Origin of the sequence: Nitrosomonas sp. ANs5 (assembly GCF_050584665.1) — a bacterium.
Taxonomy (GTDB): domain Bacteria; phylum Pseudomonadota; class Gammaproteobacteria; order Burkholderiales; family Nitrosomonadaceae; genus Nitrosomonas.
Genome location: NZ_JBEUDO010000011.1, coordinates 1 through 13,863 on the forward strand (window position 1 = coordinate 1; position 13,863 = coordinate 13,863).

The window sequence follows — 13,863 nt, forward strand, 5'->3', positions numbered from 1 at the left end:
TGACCCCTATGTGAGCTTTGCTGCGTGTATAACGCATCGGCAGACAAGATATAATCCGGTTCTCAATAATCAACACTTCATCAAACCACCTTTCTACGATACTATTATCAGTACGTTCTATAACGTGTAACGTATGCCTATGTTGAAAGTCTTTGGACACCTATCACCCGACACCGACACCGTTAGCTCCGCTATTGTGTGGGCATGGTATCTACAAGAAATACGTGGCCAGGAGGCCTCTCCCTTTATACTGGGGGAGCTTAACAGCGAGACACGATTTGTTCTGGAACGCTTCGACGTCTCGACTCCATCCTTTCTTCCAGATCTCACCGAACAAGATCAGGTTGCCATCGTAGATACCAACAACCCACAAGAACTACCCGAAAATATTAGTGATATAACAATCGTCGAAATTATCGACCACCACAAGCTAATCGGCGGGCTGACCACCAAAACGCCGCCCCGTGTCACCATCCGTCCCCTCGCGAGTACTGCTACCATCATCTACGACCTTATGGACCTCCCCGTCAATGACCTTCCTCACTCCATAGTCGGATTGATGCTGTCCGCCATCCTCTCTGACGCCCTGGCCTTTCGCTCTCCCACCACCACCTCCCATGATCAGGAGGTCGCTCGGACTCTCGCTAACGCCCTCAAGGTCTCGATCGACGATTTAGCCGATAAGTTATTTAAAGCCAAGTCCGACATCTCCGGTTTTTCTGATAAAGAACTGATTATGATGGATAGTAAGAAGTACGCCGTCGGAGATACCAACATCCGGGTATCAGTGCTAGAGACCACCACTCCCGACACGGTATTAGCCCGACAGACAGGTATCATTGAAGCGATTACCGACTGTGTAGAAAATGAGTCAGACGTAGACGACGTTCTATTCTTCATAGTTGATATCCTAAAAGGGGAAGCCACTGTACTCACTTACAACGACCGGACAAAACGAATCATATCCACTTCGTTTTCCGTATCAACAGACGCAAATACCGTGACGCTACCCGGAATTGTCTCACGGAAAAAGCAGATCCTGCCGATTCTGACTGGCTAGAGACTACGTCTGTGGATCAGCAGATCAAAGGGGTCAGATTCGATTGTTTTTACAAAATTGCCAAGATAGGCTATAGGCTCTTTGGGTAGATAGGCAACAAATCAATGGCACGCCTACCCCGTTTTGTTATTTCCGGTCAGCCGCAACATGTGATCCAGCGTGGCAATAATCGCCAGGAAATCTTTTGCGCGGACGAGGGTTACCGGTTCTTTCTGCAAAGGCTTCAGGCAGCTGGGGAAAAACACGGCGGCGATATCCATGCCTATATTCTGATGACCATTCATCTGCATTTGCTGGTGACGCCGCATACCGAGGATGGCATCGGCAAACTGATGCAGCGGTTGGGCTGACATTATATTCAGTATTTCAACTATTGTTACAAACGGAACGGGACCTTATGGGAATGGCGTTATAAAGCCACGCTGATCGACAGCGAACTGTTGTCACGTCGCAACGGGAATAAAGCCGGTTGCGCAAAACGGATGAACAACGGCAAGGTACCTGAGATGCAGCTTGCAAAAAAATGCTTGATGAAATGCGCTCGGCAATCAATAGGGCCTGGTGCTAAGCAGTGATCAATTCAGGGTCAGAATAGAGCGGCAACTGCAGCGACGAGCCCCCCCCCGCGCCAAGGGAAGGAGATCGTAAATCGGAAGATTATCGACGGAAAGCCAGAATCAATCAAGTCCGTCCCCATTGATTTTATTGATTTTATTGATTCCTTGATTACGCCCTGCCAAGCAGGGTTGAGAAGCATGTGCCAAAATGCTATACATTGCGTGCATTCCGGCACTCCCAGTAATATTCAACCTGTTTTCCTCAGCCAAGCGGACTGCAGTGTGCGGTCATCCCAGCACAAGGCAGCCTGACCGGGGAATCCAGGATTCGCTCCCAATTACTAAAAAAACAACTGCCACAATGAAATATATCGAAGTCATCGCCAATGAAGGCAATGCGGATACCGTCGCCGCGATCGCAGAGAAAGCCCATGCGCAGGATTTCCGGCTGGGTGTCACCGGTGAGGATGACATGCAATCGATGCGCATACTGGTCAGTGATGACAAGCTTCAGTCCGTGCTGGATACACTGCAAAGCATTCTGGGTGCTCAGCCCACCGCCAAGATTATCGTCTTGTCCGTCGAGTCCATTCTGCCCCAACCGGATGAAGAGAGGCGCAAACAGGAAGGCTCGGCCACAGCCGCCCGCGAGGCGATCTATCAGGATGTTGAGAGAAGCGCACGGCTCGATTTTAATTTTGTCGTCCTGGTCATCCTGTCAACACTGGTTGCCGGGATAGGACTGATCGAGAACAATGTCGCAGTCGTGATCGGCGCCATGGTGATCGCGCCGTTGCTTGGCCCCAATTTAGCCCTAAGTCTCGGAACCGCCCTGGGTGACATCAGCCTGATACAAAAATCAGCGCGCACGCTATTTGCCGGCATTCTATTGGTGGTGGTATTGTCTGCGGGTTTGGGAGTGCTTTATCCCGCCGATTTAACCAGCCATGAACTGCTGTCACGCACCGAACCCGGTCTAGATTCGGTTGTGCTGGCACTTGCTTCCGGCGCTGCGGCGGCCCTCTCTTTGACGACCAGTCTGTCAAGTGTGCTGGTCGGGGTGATGGTTGCCGTGGCCCTGCTCCCGCCTGCCGCAACGCTAGGATTGATGCTGGAGCGGGGCGCATCCGAGCTTGCGATTGGCGCCGGCCTGCTGCTGGCAGTCAATATTGTAAGTGTCAACCTGGCAAGCCGGATTGTTTTCTTCGTTAAAGGGATCCGGCCACGCATCTGGTTCGAAAAAGAAAAAGCCAGACGCGCTTCGGTCATCTATGTGCTGGGATGGCTCGTCACCTTGCTGATTCTGATCATTTTTATTTATGGACGCCATTTAGGGCACCTCTAAAAATTCAGAGTTTTAAGCAAGACGAGGCGAGAACAAAAAATGTTGACGCAGCATATGATGGATATGTCAGGAGACGTTTTTTGTGAACAACGACGTATTGTGACGAAATATGGATTTTTGGAGGCACCCTAAACTTTTTGAATTTCTCCCCGCAACAGGACCGGCAATCAATCAGTCCGTTCGCTCCTGATTAACATGCTCGCGCGGCGCTTCTGTTTCACTCGGCCAGGCAGAAAAAGGGAATGGACGCTGCTCAGTATTGAATGTCAAGAATGAGATGATCTGATAGGCATATGCTGCCAGCTGACGGCCCAGTCGCAGCAACTGTGCATTGGTATGGCCAGTCAGTGCCACACACCCGAATTGAAAGACTGCCACCATCAGAACCAGGAATTTCACTATTCCCTGGAGAAAAACAAAAAGCAGCATAAAGAATGCTCGCATCCAGGTTTCGGTTCTCCGCAACCGTTCTTTTATTTCCTCTTTCATCGCAGCGGCTCCAAAAATTAGCAGACTGGCATTTAACCCGGGAACCCCGGCTGGCCGTTTATTATATCCATCACGAATTAAATTTTGGTACCAAGGCACTTCAGGCAACAACCTTGTGCGCTGGCACGCACCAGCTGCGCTGCATGATCGCTAACAGCCAGTAATTTCCAAACATCCCGCAATTTCCAGGTTACCCAACCAGTCAACGAGTTTTACCGACTTCCTTGTTCATGATCTTGAGAATTTCCTGCAGGAAATGAATGGACCAAATGACACCGAAACCGGTAACTTCTGTACCCACTGCCCCCAGCCCGTCTTTGTGATGACAAGCCGAGAGGTCCATATGCAACCAGGGCATGCCATTGACGAAATGCCGCAAAAAACATGCAGCCAGAATATGATCGGCATCACTTTCTATCAGGCATTGCTTGATATCAGCGATTTTGCTCTCGAGGTCGGCTTTATAATCCTCATCCACCGGAAAAACACAAACACGCTCACCGCTAGATTTGCCGATGGCCACTGCATTTTGCGCCAGATAATCGCGGTTCGTGAAAACCCCACTGTAGCGCGTACCCAGTGCCGTAATCATACTACCCGTCAGGGTGGCGTAATCGATAATCAGATCCGGATTTTCCTTGGCAGCCAGCGCCAGCGTATCCGCCAGAATCAGACGGCCCTCGGCATCAGTATGAACGATTTCGACTGTCATCCCATTCAAAGCGGTGACCACATCGTTTTGCTTGAACGCATCAGGACCGATATTGTTCTGGGCAATCGCCAGCCAGCAATCGATATTAATCGGCAAGTTGGCCCGAGTAGCCGCCAGCAGCACGCCCAGCGCGACAGCGGAGCCATTCATGTCTCCATGCATGCCATACATATAGCGTGCGGGTTTCAGGTTATGTCCACCGGTATCGAAACAAATACCCTTGCCCACCAGCGCGATGGTCCGGTCCTTTTGCCCGCCATTCACCTGCCTGCGCAAATGCACGATGGCAGCATCCTTGGTTTGACTGCCTTGCGCCACCGCCACAAATGCACCAGCACCCATTTCCTTCAATTGCGTCAGATCATATTCTGCATATTGCCAATTCTCGTTGGCGGCAAGTTTTTTGATCTGCTCGCGATAGGTTCTGGGCGTCAGCTCATTCGGGGGCAATACGGTCAGCCCTCTGGCGAGGAAGTTACCTTCCGCCTGCGCCCGCAGCAAAGAGAATCCATCCGGATCCTCGAAGCCATAGAGCGTAATTTTTTCCAAAGATTTACGGTCAGCCTTGCGCTTGCGCACCGGCAAGACGGCACCGTTGATCCAGGCGATGTAAACAGCCAGTCCGGCCAGATGCCGTTTTTGCAGCATACTGCCGTAGACCGCGAGGCTGATTTCCACCGGACTCTCCTCCAGCAGGGGCTGCAATGCCTGGCGGATGCAGGTCTGTTGTTCAAAATGGGATTTATCGGGATCCACCATGACCCAGGTACAGAGTGCACCATTCGGGAGCGTGGCGGTCAGCGGCTTCTCGCTGAGACTGCTCAATGGCAAAGCACGGCGCTGGAGCACATCGCTGAGCATTTGCTCACCCGGTAATCGATATTTGCCGGGAATCTTGTCGAGCTTGGGCAGGACTATCAGGAGATGCGTGATTGGAATGGATTCATCAAATGAAGCTTCGTTTTGTATTAGTGTTGCAAGCATTAGTTTCCTGGTAGTTGTCTATATAAGCAGATTGCCGGATCGAGTCATGGCATGTGATCCGCCCCTCTTTCAATAGGACTCTAAGTAACGCTGGCTCATCGAACGAGGTCTGATTGGTATCATCTTTATCGAATTTGATTGTGACGGTATTATATCTGCTTGAAAGAGATTTTCAGGATTATTCACATTTGACAACATAGCGAATCAATTCCGCTTCGTCATACAATCATTCTGAAATGCCACGGTTGCAACCTGAATCTGCAAACATGGGTCCTACACCTACACCTACACCTACACCTACACCTACTGGACAAGTCCGCTAGCATAGTCCAGACTGATTGCTTTATGCTATAAGTTCTGTTGCAAAGCTGGTGTCGGCTATCACCCGATGGTTACAGACGGGCAGCGACACTTATTTTTTAGACTGGTAATCAAAAGGAGAAATCAATGAAAAAATCCAACACCCCACTGGCTATCGCACTCACCACCGCACTCGGCACCATGGGTCTCGCCCATGCCACGGATAACCCTTTCGAAATGCAATCCCTGTCCCAGGGCTATAACGTAGCCGAGGCGTCCACCAAGGGTGCGGAAGGAAAATGCGGCGAAGGCAAATGCGGGGAAGGCAAGTGTGGCGGTGCCAAGGACAGCAAAAAAGCCAAGGAAGGTCAATGCGGCGGCGACAAAGCCAAGGATGACAGCGCCAAGAAAGCCAAAGAAGGCAAATGCGGAGAAGGTAAATGTGGCGAGGGCAAATGCGGCGGTAATAAATAATCCAGCCGGAGTGCGATCATGCATGCGCTATCTCTGCATGGCGCGGGCCTCGGTCTGAGACGGGAGCATGTTTCCGGTCTCAGGACCGGTATCCCGGACGCCATCGATTTTTTTGAGCTGGCCCCAGAAAACTGGCTGGAAATGGGAGGACGGCGGCGCCGTGATCTCGAAGCTATCGCAGCGCAGCGCCCCATTGTGGTTCACGGACTTTCCCTCAATCTGGGCGGGCTCGCACCACTGGACGTAGCGTTTCTGAAACGCGTGAAACGCTTTCTGGATCAATACGAAATCGAATTGTTTACTGAGCACCTGTCCTGGTGCGGTGATGACGGACATTTATATGATCTGTTGCCCATACCCTTCACGAGCGATGCGGTCCACCATGTCGCGACCCGGATCCGCCAAACACAAAATATTCTCGAACGGCGTATCGCAATAGAAAATGCGTCCTATTATGTTGCACCATCGATAGCCGAGTTGAGCGAGCAGGATTTCATCCGCGCGGTACTCGACGAGGCCGATTGCGATCTCCACCTGGATGTCAACAACGTCTATGTAAACGCCATCAACCATCGCTATGATCCGCATGCTTTCATCGATGCCATGCCCTCGGCGCGCATCGTCTATCTGCATGTGGCCGGGCATTACCACGAGGCCGATGATCTCATCATCGACACCCATGGCGCGCCGGTCATCGATCCCGTATGGTCGATGCTCGAATACACCTATGCCTGCAAAGGCAAGCGGCCCACGCTGCTGGAACGCGATTTCAACATCCCCCCGCTTGCCGATTTGTTGCCTGAAATTGAAAGAATCCGGAAATTGCAGTCCCATGCGGCAAAAGTCGGCCATGCAGCTTGAAATCCTTGACCACGCCGGTTATCAGCGGGTTTTCGCAGCCCGGATCCGCGATCCACGCAACGCGCCCCGCCCGCCCGGTGCGACAGCGCGCCGCATGCGCGTCTATGAACAATTATTGTTCAACAACCTAGAAAGTTTTTTACTCGCCTGTTATCCGGTCACCCGCAAACTGCTGGGCACACGCGCCTGGAAACGGACAACGCGCCGTTTCTTTCATGAACACCACTGTCATTCGCCCTTGTTTCGGGATATTCCCAAGGCATTTCTCGACTGGATGGAGGCTGGTATCGCCGCATCCGACTTTACCGCGCTGCCTTTTCTTATTCAGTTGATGCACTATGAGTGGCTGGAGCTGGCTGTCTCGATCGCCGAGGCAGAGCCCGATCCGACACAAATCGATCCCGATGGCGATTTGCTGACAGGGCGTCCGGCTCTCCATCCCGGTTCCCGGCTTGCCTGCTATGCCTACCCGGTACACCGTATCGGCCCCCGTTTCAAACCCGCTGCCCCCGACCAACACATGCACTGTTACCTGCTGTACCGTGATTCCGAAGACGCAGTGCATTTCACCACACTCAATCCGGTCACCGCGCGCTTACTGGAGCTGATTCAAGCCGAACAACCAACCGGCCAGGCAGCGCTCAGGCAAATTGCAACGGAAATCAATCACCCCAACCCTCAGCTCGTTCTGGACGCCGGCAGCCAGTTGCTGCATGACTTGGTCACCCGTGGCGCGCTGCTTGGCACCTGGAAAAACAAATGAATTCACTCCACAATCATCTCTGAAAATCAGCAATACACGTCATTCTTCCTCCCTGTATAAGCAAGCAGCCAAGAAATACTAAAGACTGCAATCAAACAGCGCACTACTCACCCATCTTTCATCACTTGCTCTACACCAACCCGGTCTAATCAAACACATTGACTCCCGGTTTTACCAATCCATCAAATTCAATCACGGGTGTTTATATTTAATTCTGATAACGAAATGAATTTTTATTGTTTCATACAATAAAAAGAAACTGATACTTTGTCGCAACTCGATAAATATTCGTTTCAAACATCATGACTATCGGCATTGCTTCAACAAAACAGAAACATACTCCTATAGAGATTGAGCAGGAAATTTTGCGCGCTATTCATAACATCCAGTATGGATCGATTGAAATCATTATCCATGATGGGAGAGTCGTACAAATCGAATGTCGAGAAAAAATTCGTATCGGCCACCCAGGTTAATCAATAAATCGAATGACAGATCAACAAACTCAATTGCGCTTAATCATGCTTGGAGAAATTTGAGTTTTACCCCGACCAGATAGCTGGAGGAGAAAGGTCATCACAACGGAAATGACCTGACCGGAAAACCGGAAGTACTTTCCTTCACTAAAGGGGTAACAAATGAAACATGCCAGATTTATCTGGTTATTACTGATTGGCTATTTTTTATCCATCAGTATCGCTCAGGCAGAAGAAAACACTATTGCAATCAGGATGACTGGTCAAACAACTCAATTAAAAATGTCACAAGTTGCTCAAAATAATGTAATGGATACTGACTATGCAGCAATTATTGCTTACGCGCCACCTGCTGATAGCAACTCCATATCAAACGATAAACCTTCGACATTCTACCAACGCGCCCGCAGCTATGGTACTCACCCTGAATCCGATCCACCTCGCTACGCGCGCAATCTGGCAAAAACCGGTATTGACGCCTTCAAGGATCTTTACTGGTTGGACCTTGGCCTCGATTATCGCGTTCGGCATGAATTACGTCACAACGATATACGCCGCAACCGGATTACCACCGATCATCCTGTTTTGCTGAGAGCCCGGGCCTATGTTGGCATCAGAGAAATTCTAGACCCCTTGCGGCTCGTGGTCGAATTCGAGGATGCACGCCGTTATAACGGCAGGTTTCCAAAAGACAATCGGGACTGGAATGCATGCGAATTGATTCAAACTTATGGCGAACTCTATTTCAAGGAAGCATTAGGGCAAGATGATTTGGGAAATCATCGCCCCATCAGAATCCGGGGCGGCCGTATGGCCTGGGAAGCAGTAGACCGGCGTCTGTTGGCCAACAACCAGTGGCGGAACACCACCAATAACTTCGAAGGTTTTCGCGTTACTTTTGGCCAGGAAGCTAACGACTGGGAAATCGATACATGGGCCATGCAACCGGTAAGACTTTTAGACAAATTTGACCGCCGCAACAAAAATCTGTGGTTTTACGGTGCAGTCGGTCATTGGCGTAAATGGTCCGATATAGTCACGCTTCAGCCATACTACATGGGGCTCGTGCAAGATGATCAGGGTGGCACAGTGGCAAAAAAAGAGATTCATTCTCCTGCCATACGCGCTTACGGGGTATTGCCCAACACCCGCATAGACTTCGACCTGGGCGCAATCTATCAATTTGGGCGTGATAACGGACAGAAAAAAACAGCTTGGTCTTATTTGCTCGAGTTTGGCTACACTTTTCAGCAGTTAAGCTGGAAGCCACGATTAAGTGCCTTTTATGGCTTTGTGAGTGGCGATCGCAATCCTGACGATAATCTGAATAATCGTTTTGAACGATTCTTCGGGTTTGCGCGTCCCTGGTCAGCGAATGACTACCTTGTGATGGAAAACATTAAAGCACCCAAAATCAGGGTTGAGTTTGAACCACATAAAGATCTAAAAATTGACGGTGGCTATGACTGGTTCTGGTTAGCCAGTAACACCGATCGTTTCAACAATCTACTCAACGGCAGTGGCGGTAATCGTGACCGAACCGGCAACAGCGGTGACTTTCTCGGGCACGCTATTGATTTCCGGGCGATCTATAAATTGATGCCGCATGTCAGTACCACCGTAGGTTATTCACACTGGTTCAACGGTGAATTTGTCAAAAAACGGCAGCTTGCCCAATTGGGGGAAACCACTGCTGGCACTAATTTTTTCTATATTGAAGTAACCCTGAGCGCTTTTAACTAATATCCATTTCTCATGAAAGGCATTCTTATGAAATTCGGTATCTGGCTATCTGCTGGATTCGTTGCATCCAGCCTTCTAATCAGTCACCACGCACTGGCCGATAGAAGCATTCTCAATGTTTCTTATGATCCAACCCGTGAGTTGTATCAGGCATTCAATCAAGCGTTCATCCAATATTGGCAAAATAAAACTGGAGAAAAAGTCTCCATTAAGCAATCGCATGGAGGGGCCGGCAAACAAGCACGGGCTGTCATTGATGGTGTGCCTGCCGATGTAATCACCCTGGCACTTGCCTACGACATCGATGAGATAAGCCAACGATCCGGCCTGATTCCTAAGGATTGGCAACAGCGCTTACCTCATAACAGCGCCCCCTACACCTCGACCATTGTTTTTATGGTCCGTAAAGGGAACCCAAAAAGTATTAAAGACTGGGATGATTTGGTCAAACCCGGCGTTGCCGTCATCACGCCCAATCCAAAAACATCAGGCGGTGCGCGCTGGAATTATCTGGCCGCATGGGCCTTCGCGCTAAAGAAGTTTGACGGCGATGAAACCAAGGTTCGCGATTTTCTGGCAAAACTCTATAAAAACGTCCCGGTACTTGATTCCGGCGCACGCGGCTCTACCACTACTTTTGCTGAGCGAGGAATCGGGGATGTCTTCATCTCCTGGGAAAATGAAGCGTTTCTGGCGATCAAGGAATACGGCCCGGACAAGTTTGAAACCATCCTCCCGTCAATCAGCATTCTTGCCGAACCACCGGTAACGCTTATTGATAGAAATGTTGACAAACACGGCACAAGAGATGTTGCACAAGCCTATCTTGAGTACCTCTACACCGAGCAGGGCCAGGAAATTGCCGCGCGCCATTTCTACCGCCCCAGCGACCCGGAAGTAGCGGCCAAATACGCTTACCAGTTTCCAAAAATAAACCTGATCACCGTGGATGAAATATTTGGTAGCTGGCAAGCAACACAAAAAATTCATTTCAATGATGGCGGCTTATTCGACAAGATTTATGAGAATTGAAATTGGACAATGCAGATCTGTAACCAGATTTGATCCTGCAAAACCGCCCCCCCTGTACTGCCCAACCCACAATCCTTTAGGCCAGTTGCTACACATTATTAATAGGAGTCTAGGCTTTGAGTACCTTCAAGCAATATAGTGTCTTGCCAGGTTTTAATCTGGCGCTTGGATTCACCCTTCTTTATCTAAGCCTGATTGTTTTGATTCCGCTCTCAGCAACGTTTATTCAAACGGCTGAACTTAGCTGGCCAGAGTTCTGGGCAACAGTGACCGCGCCTCGGGTTGTCGCATCATATCGCCTAACATTCGGGGCCTCATTCGCAGCGGCGCTTCTTAACGCAATATTTGGATTGCTGGTAGCCTGGGTTTTGGTACGTTATCAATTTCCGGGTAAACGCTTTGTTGATGCATTGATCGATCTTCCCTTTGCCCTGCCGACTGCTGTGGCAGGCATCACGCTCACTGCAATTTATGCGGGTAACGGCTGGATTGGTCAATACTTGGAGCCACTGGGTGTAAAGATCGCCTACACCCCCTTAGGTGTATTTGTCGCGTTGACATTCATTGGCTTACCGTTCGTCGTTCGCACCGTTCAGCCTGTACTGGAAGATATTGAACAGGAGCTGGAAGAAGCGGCCGCCATGCTGGGTGCAACGCGCTTACAAACTTTTCAACGCATTATTTTTCCGACGATTTTCCCCGCACTGACAACTGGCTTTGCACTTGCCTTCGCGCGTGCCATTGGAGAATACGGGTCAGTGATCTTTATTGCAGGCAACATGCCGATGATTTCAGAAATCACTCCATTACTCATTATTACCAAGCTGGAACAATATGATTACACCGGCGCCACTGCCATCGCAGTCGTGATGTTGGTTATTTCTTTTGCACTCTTATTAATCATTAATTTGTTGCAATGGTGGAATCGCCGTCGCAACTCTTTGGCATAAATCGGGAGTAACGAGTCAACATGACTACCTTTACGCAAATTTTACCGCTTGGTAAACAGCGAAAAGCCCTGATTGTCGAAGAATCAGCCTGGATACGCTGGCTATTAATCGGACTGGTCCTGTGCTTTTTATCATTATTTCTTTTCGTGCCATTGGTTGCCGTTTTCTACGAGGCCCTAAAGAAAGGAGCGGATGTCTTTTATGCCGCCATTACTGAGGCCGATGCATTAGCCGCAATGCGGCTGACGCTAACGGCCGCGGCAATTGCTGTCCCTCTTAATCTGATATTCGGAGTTGCTGCCGCTTGGGCAATTACCAAATTTGATTTTCTAGGAAAAAATATTCTAATAACTTTAATCGATCTACCATTCTCTGTTTCTCCTGTCGTTGCCGGCTTGATTTATGTGCTGGTTTTTGGATTGCAAGGCTGGCTGGGGCCGTGGCTGGCAGAGCATGACATTCAGATTATTTTTGCAGTCCCAGGTATTGTGTTAGCAACAATTTTTGTTACGGTTCCATTTATTGCGCGGGAACTCATCCCCTTGATGCAAGCGCAGGGTACGGAGGAAGAAGAAGCTGCTGTGATACTGGGTGCGAGCGGATGGCAAACACTCTGGCGGATCACGCTTCCCAACATCAAATGGGGGCTGCTCTACGGCACGATTCTTTGCAATGCGCGTGCAATGGGAGAATTTGGCGCAGTATCCATCGTCTCAGGCCATATACGTGGCAGCACCAATACCTTGCCCCTGCATGTCGAAATTCTCTATAACGAATACAGCTTTGCAGCCGCATTTGCTGTCGCTTCGCTGCTGGCATTACTCGCCTTGATCACACTGGCAGTAAAAACTTTTGTGGAACACCGCATCGCAAAACAACATCAACCGCGAGAAATTAACCATGAGTATTGAAATCAACAATCTTTCCAAACAATTCGGATCTTTCGTTGCGCTTGATCATATCAATCTCACTGTCAAACCTGGCGAGCTGCTTGCCTTGCTTGGTCCTTCCGGTTCAGGCAAAACCACATTGCTGCGGGTGATAGCGGGGCTTGAAACAGCGAATTCCGGCCGGGTGTTGTTCAATAATGAAGACTCTACCAGCAAGCATGTGCGCGATCGCCAGGTGGGTTTCGTGTTCCAGCACTATGCCCTCTTCCGGAATATGACCATTTTTGAAAACGTGGCGTTTGGTTTGCGGGTTCGCCCAAAAAAGAGTCGTCCTACTCCACTGGAAATTAATCAACGCGTCACCCATTTACTTAAACTGGTTCAATTGGATTGGCTTGCAGACCGCTATCCGCATCAGCTCTCAGGTGGACAACGGCAACGTATCGCGCTGGCACGAGCGCTGGCGGTAGAGCCAAAAGTGCTGCTGCTGGATGAACCGTTTGGCGCACTCGATGCCAAGGTACGCAAGGAATTACGTGCCTGGTTGCGGAAATTGCACGATGATATGCATATCACGAGCATATTCGTCACCCATGACCAAGAAGAAGCACTTGAAGTCGCTGATAGAGTCGTGGTAATGAACCGGGGCCGTATCGAACAAATCGGCACCCCCGACGAGGTTTATGAAAAGCCCGCCAATCCATTCATTTACGAATTTCTTGGTCACGTCAATCTATTTCATGGCCGGGTACAGCGTGGCCGCGCCTGGATTGATAATATTGAAATTCAGGTGCCGGAACATGCCGAGGCCGATGCGTTTGAAGCCGTCGCTTATGTTCGGCCACATGAGATTGAGGTTGAACACGAACTCAATGGTGAATCTGCGCTGGCAGCACGCGTTGTTCATGTGCTCTCCACAGGCCGTGTGGTCAAGCTGGAACTTGTCCGGGACAATCATCGAAACAAGGATTCCATCCAGGTTGAATTGAGTAAGGAACGTTTCCGGGCGCTGCAGCTAGAAAAAGGAGATAAGGTTTATATCAGGCCTCGCCGCCTGGATTTCTTTCCAGATTCAGCCAATAAAAGTTTGGTTGCCGGCTAGGAGGCTGTCCGAGAATAGCGAGGGCGAGGCTGGTTGAGTTGGATTTTTCGATCATTTGAGGCGAATAGTCGTTCTATTTAACGAAATAGGATCGTAAAATCCGGCCAATCAGGCTCGTCCGCAGT

General features: G+C 49.9%; 14 protein-coding genes. 12 read left to right on the plus strand and 2 right to left on the minus strand.

All coding sequences use genetic code 11. The annotated features are described in order from the left end of the window. Window positions 1-139 precede the first annotated feature (139 nt). The 3 genes from ABTW62_RS04300 (at window position 140) to ABTW62_RS04310 (ending at window position 2,962) form a co-directional block, all read left to right on the plus strand. Window positions 140-1,060: a manganese-dependent inorganic pyrophosphatase gene (locus ABTW62_RS04300; protein WP_430903352.1), complete on the plus strand. Its 921-nt coding sequence runs from the start codon at window positions 140-142 to the stop codon at window positions 1,058-1,060. A gap of 104 nt (window positions 1,061-1,164) precedes the next feature. Continuing rightward, window positions 1,165-1,410 carry a transposase gene (locus tag ABTW62_RS04305; protein WP_430903353.1) on the plus strand — a complete coding sequence of 82 codons (246 nt, stop codon included), beginning with the start codon at window positions 1,165-1,167 and terminating at the stop codon, window positions 1,408-1,410. Between the two features lie 568 nt (window positions 1,411-1,978). Further along, the gene (locus ABTW62_RS04310) at window positions 1,979-2,962 is read left to right on the plus strand and encodes a TIGR00341 family protein (protein ID WP_430903354.1); all 984 of its coding nucleotides are present in this window, start codon (window positions 1,979-1,981) and stop codon (window positions 2,960-2,962) included. 171 nt (window positions 2,963-3,133) lie between these two features. On the opposite strand, the gene ABTW62_RS04315 is transcribed toward ABTW62_RS04310, so the two are convergent. After that, window positions 3,134-3,451 (minus strand): DUF4389 domain-containing protein, encoded by a 318-nt coding sequence (locus ABTW62_RS04315; protein WP_430903355.1) that lies wholly within the window; start codon window positions 3,449-3,451, stop codon window positions 3,134-3,136. 202 nt (window positions 3,452-3,653) lie between these two features. Beyond that, window positions 3,654-5,147 carry a M17 family metallopeptidase gene (locus tag ABTW62_RS04320; RefSeq protein ID WP_430903356.1) on the minus strand — a complete coding sequence of 498 codons (1,494 nt, stop codon included), beginning with the start codon at window positions 5,145-5,147 and terminating at the stop codon, window positions 3,654-3,656. Window positions 5,148-5,594: 447 nt separating this feature from the next. Between ABTW62_RS04320 and ABTW62_RS04325 the strand changes: the two genes are divergently transcribed. From ABTW62_RS04325 to ABTW62_RS04365, 9 genes are all read left to right on the plus strand, one after another. Further along, the gene (locus tag ABTW62_RS04325; RefSeq protein WP_430903357.1) at window positions 5,595-5,921 is read left to right on the plus strand and encodes an HvfA family oxazolone/thioamide-modified RiPP metallophore; all 327 of its coding nucleotides are present in this window, start codon (window positions 5,595-5,597) and stop codon (window positions 5,919-5,921) included. 18 nt (window positions 5,922-5,939) lie between these two features. Next, window positions 5,940-6,782 (plus strand): HvfB family MNIO-type RiPP peptide maturase, encoded by an 843-nt coding sequence (locus ABTW62_RS04330; protein WP_430903358.1) that lies wholly within the window; start codon window positions 5,940-5,942, stop codon window positions 6,780-6,782. Further along, window positions 6,754-7,545 carry an HvfC family RiPP maturation protein gene (locus tag ABTW62_RS04335; protein WP_430903359.1) on the plus strand — a complete coding sequence of 264 codons (792 nt, stop codon included), beginning with the start codon at window positions 6,754-6,756 and terminating at the stop codon, window positions 7,543-7,545. Before ABTW62_RS04330 ends, ABTW62_RS04335 begins: the two co-directional genes overlap by 29 nt. Window positions 7,546-7,847: 302 nt before the next feature. Continuing rightward, window positions 7,848-8,021, plus strand: a complete 174-nt coding sequence (locus ABTW62_RS04340) for a YezD family protein (protein ID WP_430903360.1) — start codon at window positions 7,848-7,850, stop codon at window positions 8,019-8,021. A 162-nt stretch (window positions 8,022-8,183) separates the two neighbouring features. Continuing rightward, entirely contained in the window at window positions 8,184-9,764 is a 1,581-nt protein-coding gene (locus tag ABTW62_RS04345) for an alginate export family protein (protein ID WP_430903361.1), read from the plus strand. A 27-nt stretch (window positions 9,765-9,791) separates the two neighbouring features. Further along, window positions 9,792-10,796, plus strand: a complete 1,005-nt coding sequence (locus ABTW62_RS04350; protein WP_430903406.1) for a sulfate ABC transporter substrate-binding protein — start codon at window positions 9,792-9,794, stop codon at window positions 10,794-10,796. Between the two features lie 116 nt (window positions 10,797-10,912). Next, entirely contained in the window at window positions 10,913-11,746 is an 834-nt protein-coding gene (gene cysT / locus ABTW62_RS04355) for a sulfate ABC transporter permease subunit CysT (protein ID WP_430903362.1), read from the plus strand. A 20-nt stretch (window positions 11,747-11,766) separates the two neighbouring features. Beyond that, on the plus strand, window positions 11,767-12,657 hold the full coding sequence (cysW, locus tag ABTW62_RS04360) for a sulfate ABC transporter permease subunit CysW (RefSeq protein WP_430903363.1): 891 nt from the start codon (window positions 11,767-11,769) through the stop codon (window positions 12,655-12,657). Continuing rightward, window positions 12,647-13,738, plus strand: coding sequence for a sulfate/molybdate ABC transporter ATP-binding protein (locus ABTW62_RS04365; protein ID WP_430903364.1), 1,092 nt, complete (start codon window positions 12,647-12,649; stop codon window positions 13,736-13,738). Before cysW ends, ABTW62_RS04365 begins: the two co-directional genes overlap by 11 nt. Window positions 13,739-13,863 lie beyond the last annotated feature (125 nt).

What these genes read in the sequence shown, in the direction of transcription:
- ABTW62_RS04340 (WP_430903360.1), top strand. Translation starts at nt 7,848, where the DNA reads ATGACTATCGGCATTGCTTCAACAAAACAGAAACATACTCCTATAGAG.
- ABTW62_RS04320 (WP_430903356.1), bottom strand. Translation starts at nt 5,147, where the DNA reads ATGCTTGCAACACTAATACAAAACGAAGCTTCATTTGATGAATCCATT.
- ABTW62_RS04315 (WP_430903355.1), bottom strand. Translation starts at nt 3,451, where the DNA reads ATGAAAGAGGAAATAAAAGAACGGTTGCGGAGAACCGAAACCTGGATG.
- ABTW62_RS04330 (WP_430903358.1), top strand. Translation starts at nt 5,940, where the DNA reads ATGCATGCGCTATCTCTGCATGGCGCGGGCCTCGGTCTGAGACGGGAG.
- cysW (WP_430903363.1), top strand. Translation starts at nt 11,767, where the DNA reads ATGACTACCTTTACGCAAATTTTACCGCTTGGTAAACAGCGAAAAGCC.
- ABTW62_RS04310 (WP_430903354.1), top strand. Translation starts at nt 1,979, where the DNA reads ATGAAATATATCGAAGTCATCGCCAATGAAGGCAATGCGGATACCGTC.
- ABTW62_RS04335 (WP_430903359.1), top strand. Translation starts at nt 6,754, where the DNA reads ATGCGGCAAAAGTCGGCCATGCAGCTTGAAATCCTTGACCACGCCGGT.
- ABTW62_RS04300 (WP_430903352.1), top strand. Translation starts at nt 140, where the DNA reads ATGTTGAAAGTCTTTGGACACCTATCACCCGACACCGACACCGTTAGC.
- ABTW62_RS04325 (WP_430903357.1), top strand. Translation starts at nt 5,595, where the DNA reads ATGAAAAAATCCAACACCCCACTGGCTATCGCACTCACCACCGCACTC.
- ABTW62_RS04350 (WP_430903406.1), top strand. Translation starts at nt 9,792, where the DNA reads ATGAAATTCGGTATCTGGCTATCTGCTGGATTCGTTGCATCCAGCCTT.
- ABTW62_RS04305 (WP_430903353.1), top strand. Translation starts at nt 1,165, where the DNA reads ATGGCACGCCTACCCCGTTTTGTTATTTCCGGTCAGCCGCAACATGTG.
- ABTW62_RS04345 (WP_430903361.1), top strand. Translation starts at nt 8,184, where the DNA reads ATGAAACATGCCAGATTTATCTGGTTATTACTGATTGGCTATTTTTTA.
- ABTW62_RS04365 (WP_430903364.1), top strand. Translation starts at nt 12,647, where the DNA reads ATGAGTATTGAAATCAACAATCTTTCCAAACAATTCGGATCTTTCGTT.